General features: G+C 59.8%; 1 protein-coding gene. It reads left to right on the top strand.

The window, feature by feature from the left end; translation table 11 throughout:
• Positions 1-218 (top strand): hypothetical protein (locus ACPYOI_RS36725; RefSeq protein WP_481424264.1); only part of this gene is annotated, 218 nt, incomplete at its 5' end.
• Positions 219-246 lie beyond the last annotated feature (28 nt).

The following is a 246-nucleotide window of genomic DNA, read 5'->3' as shown; positions in this document are numbered from 1 at the left end:
CCCATGGACCCAACAAGGGCAACAAGATCTTCACCCCGGCCACCATCGTGGCACTCATCCTCTTCTTTGCCTACGCCCTGCAATGCATGTCGACCGTGGCGATCATGAAACGGGAGACCGGCGGATGGAAGTGGCCCGCCGTGGCCTTCGGGTATATGTTCGTGCTGGCTTGGGTCATGGCCTTCATCGGACGTCTCGTGACAGGTCTGCTGATGTGATGAAGCTCGCCTGTCATCCCTCCACCGC

The organism is Rhizobium sp. SVR5-2C (assembly GCF_056755115.1).
Note: the sequence above shows the minus strand (reverse complement) of the source record. Positions and strands in the feature narration are given on the sequence as shown.